Below are 3,719 nucleotides of genomic sequence, written 5' to 3'. Positions count from 1 at the left end.
GTGTGGGTGTGGTCCGGCTCCTGTGGGGAGCGGGGGTGCGGGGCCATGTACGTGGGGCCGGATGGCCGTACCGTCTTCGGGGGCTCCGGCCTGTGGACGGTCTCTTGCGGTTCCGTTTTCTCCGGTGGCCGGGCGGCTTTTCGCTCGGCCTTTCGTCGGGCGCGTACCGCTCGCCAGCGGGCCACCGTGCCCATCGCGAACACCGTCAGGACCAGCAGCACCATCAGCTGGCCGATGAACAGGCCCCAGAAGAGTCCGTACCCGGAGAGCTGGTCGGCCGGGGTGTCCGGCCAGGCGTCCGCCATGTCGTGCGGGTTCGCGACGAGGTGGCGCATCGCGAGGGGCGTACGGGCGAAGGTGACGCCGTCCGGCCATGCGTCCCGGGCGAACCAGCCGGCCAGGCCCGTCGCCGACCATACGAGCAGGGTCATGCCGAGGAGGAAGGCGAGGACTCCGATCAGCAGTCCGTCGGGGATGCCACCTTCCGTCTCACGGCGCCGGTCATGGTGCTCCGGTCTCATTCCATGCCGCCGTTCTCACGCCACCGTCGACTCGGACGAGCCGTCCAGGTCGCTCAGGTGGTGTTCCACGAATGCAGCTGCCCGTTCCTCCGCCTCCAGTTCCGCGGCGTGCAGGGCGTCGTCCGTGAAGTCGCTCGACGACTCCGTCATGGCGCGGTCCGTGAAGACCAGGGGGCGTTCGGTCTCGGTGACCAGGTGTTTGACCACCTGGACGTTGCCGTTGACATCCCAGACGGCGATACCGGGGGTGAGGGTCGGGATGATCTCCTGGGCCCACCTCGGCAGGCCCAGCACCCGGCCCGTCGCCCTCGCCTCGTCGGCTTTCTGGGCGTAGATCGTGCGGGTCGACGCCATCTTGAGGATCGCGGCCGCTTCCTTCGCCGCCGCGCCGTCCACGACGTCGCTGAGGTGGTGGACGACCGCGACGAAGGACAGGCCGAGGCGCCGGCCGAACTTCAGCAGGCGTTGGAAGAGCTGGGCCACGAACGGGCTGTTGATGATGTGCCAGGCCTCCTCGACGAGGAAGATGCGCTTCTTCCGGTCGGGGCGGATCCAGGTGTGCTCCAGCCACACGCCGACGATCGCCATCAGGATGGGCATGGCGATCGAGTTGCGGTCGATATGGGACAGGTCGAAGACGATGAGCGGGGCGTCCAGATCGATGCCGACCGTAGTGGGGCCGTCGAACATGCCCCTGAGGTCACCGTCGACCAGGCGGTCCAGGACCAGCGCGACGTCCAGGCCCCAGGCCCGTACGTCGTCTATGGCGACGTTCATCGCCTCCGCGGACTCCGGCTCGGGGTGGCGGAGCTGTTCGACGATGTCGGTGAGGACCGGTTGGCGGTTGACGATCGTCTCGTTGACGTACGCGTGGGCGACCTTCAGGGCGAAGCCGGAGCGTTCGTCCAGGCCGTGGCCCATCGCGACCTCGACGATGGTGCGGAGCAGCGCGAGCTGGCCCGTGGTCGTGATCGCCGGGTCCAGGGGGTTGAGGCGGATGCCGTGGTCCAGGGCGGCCGTGGGGTCGAGCCGGATGGGAGTTATCCCCAGCTCCTGCGCGATGAGGTTCCATTCGCCGACGCCGTCCTCGCCCTGGGCGTCGAGGACGACGACCTGGCGGTCGCGGAAGCGCAGCTGGCGGAGCACGTACGTCTTCTCCAGCGCCGACTTGCCGTTGCCGGACTCGCCGAGGACCAGCCAGTGCGGGGCGGGGAGCTGCTGACCGTACAGCTGGAACGGGTCGTAGATGTAGCCCTTGCCGGAGTAGACCTCGCGCCCGATGATCACGCCCGAGTCGCCGAGGCCGGGGGCGGCGGTCGGCAGGTAGACCGCCTGGGCCTGGCCCGTCGACGTGCGCACCGGGAGGCGGGTTGTCTCGACCTTGCCGAACAGGAAGGAGGTGAAGGCTTCGGTGAGGGCGGACAGCGGATCCCGCATCAGAGACGTACCTCCAGCCGTGTCCCCGCGTGGTCGTGCCGTCGTGCCGCCGGGTCGTGGTGCGGCAGTACCCCCCGGTGTTCCGGCAGCCGTGGCTCCGAGTGATCCCGGTGATCCCGCATGCAGCAGCCCTACCTTCGGATTCCGGTGGCGAACGGAAGGGTGTTCACGAACGCGCGGTGGTGCTCGCGGTCGCACCACTCCAGCTTCAGGTACGACTTGCCGGCCGAGGCCCTGATGGTGCGCTTGTCGCGGGCCAGGGCCTCGGGGGAGCGGGAGGAGACCGTGATGTAGCCGACCAGGTTGACGCCGGCGGCACCGCTGGCGAGGTCCTCGCCGCGCTGGTCGAGGCGGGAGTGGGAGGCCACGTCCCGCGGGTCGACCGTGCGGTTCATCTTGGCGGCGCGGCTGGCCTCGGCCTCGTCGTTGGTCTTCTCGGTCAGCATGCGTTCGATGGCCACCTCGGTGGGTTCGAGGTCCATCGTCACGGCGACCGTGCGGATGACGTCCGGGGTGTGGACCAGGAGCGGGGCCAGGAAGTTGACGCCCACCGGGGTCATCGGCCACTCCTTGACCCAGGCCGTGGCGTGGCACCAGGGGGCGCGGGTGGAGGACTCGCGGGTCTTTGCCTGGAGGTACGTCGGCTCCATCGCGTCCAGCTCGGCCGGCCAGGCGTTGCGCTTGGTCATGGCCTGGATGTGGTCGATGGGGTGGTCCGGGTCGTACATGGAGTGGATGAGGGAGGCGAGGCGGCCCTGGCCGAGCGGCTGCCGTACGCGGATGTCGGCTTCCTGGAGCCGTGAGCAGATGTCCGTGAGCTCGCGTGCCATGACGACGGCGAGGCCCGCGTCCTTGTCCAGCTTGGGGCCGCCGTGGGGGCGGGCGGCGCGTGCCATGGTGTGGGCCTCGGCGGCGAGCTCGCGGTTGTAGTGCATGCAGGCGACGAGGTACGCGCGGTGCTGCTCGCTGCTGGTGGAGACCATGGACTGGAGCTGGTCGTACGACTGCTGGAGCCAGGGCAGGGCCTTGTCGTCCCCGCGTGCGGCGACGTCCTTGGCGTGGGCGTCCGGGTCGGCGGGGAGGGTGCGGGCGAGCATCTGGAGGCGGGTGACGAAGCCGTCGCCGTTCGCGACGTGCTTGAGCAGTGTGCCGAAGCGGTCGACCAGGGCCTCCTGGTCCTCGGAGTCGCGCAGGCCGACGCCAGGGCCCTCGATCTCGATGGCCGCGGTGACGGTCTTGCGGTCGGCGTGGAGGAGGACGGCGATCTCGTCGGGGCCGAAGGGTGCGGCCAGCCAGGTGATGCGGCCGATGCCCGGCGGGGGGCCGACCTCGACCTCGCGTCCGTCGAGGCGGGTGCCGGCCTCGACGGCGCCCGAGCGGTACGTCGTGCCCTGGCGGAGGGTGCGCTTGAAGCTGCGGTTGATCTCGAACCACTTGTAGAACGTGCGTCGCTTGTACGGCACGTACACGGCGGCGAGGGCGAGCATCGGGAAGCCCGTCAGCAGCACGATCCGCAGGGAGAGGACCGGGACGAGGAGTCCGCACATCATGCCGAGGAACGCGCCCGCGATGATCAGCGCGATCTCGCCGGACTCGCGGTTCCGGCCGATGACCGCGTTCGGCCGGGCACGGCCGATCAGATACGTACGGCGGGGCGTGACCGGATGGGACACGTGGGACTGGGTCGTCAACGCCCTTCACCTCCCGTGCGGTTGGTGCTGCTGTTGCGGGTGCTGCTGGCGTGGGGGGTGTTGGCCGGGC

The 3,719-nt window shown here is 69.9% G+C and carries 2 protein-coding genes and 1 pseudogene; all 3 read right to left on the bottom strand.

What is annotated here, in order from left to right; translation table 11 throughout:
* A pseudogene (locus FNH04_RS42935) lies at window positions 1-521 on the bottom strand (type VI secretion protein); the annotation flags it as partial.
* A gap of 15 nt (window positions 522-536) precedes the next feature.
* Window positions 537-1,958: an ATP-binding protein gene (locus tag FNH04_RS42930; protein ID WP_152791663.1), complete on the bottom strand. Its 1,422-nt coding sequence runs from the start codon at window positions 1,956-1,958 to the stop codon at window positions 537-539.
* A 131-nt stretch (window positions 1,959-2,089) separates the two neighbouring features.
* Window positions 2,090-3,649 carry an SCO6880 family protein gene (locus FNH04_RS42925; RefSeq protein WP_152791662.1) on the bottom strand — a complete coding sequence of 520 codons (1,560 nt, stop codon included), beginning with the start codon at window positions 3,647-3,649 and terminating at the stop codon, window positions 2,090-2,092.
* Window positions 3,650-3,719: the final 70 nt, after the last annotated feature.

This window comes from Streptomyces phyllanthi (genome assembly GCF_009377205.1).
Lineage (GTDB): Bacteria > Actinomycetota > Actinomycetes > Streptomycetales > Streptomycetaceae > Streptomyces > Streptomyces phyllanthi.
This window is presented reverse-complemented; position numbering and strand designations above follow the sequence as displayed.

Bases quoted from the DNA above. Each gene is read 5' to 3' on its own strand.
- FNH04_RS42930 (WP_152791663.1), bottom strand. From the start codon at position 1,958: ATGCGGGATCCGCTGTCCGCCCTCACCGAAGCCTTCACCTCCTTCCTG.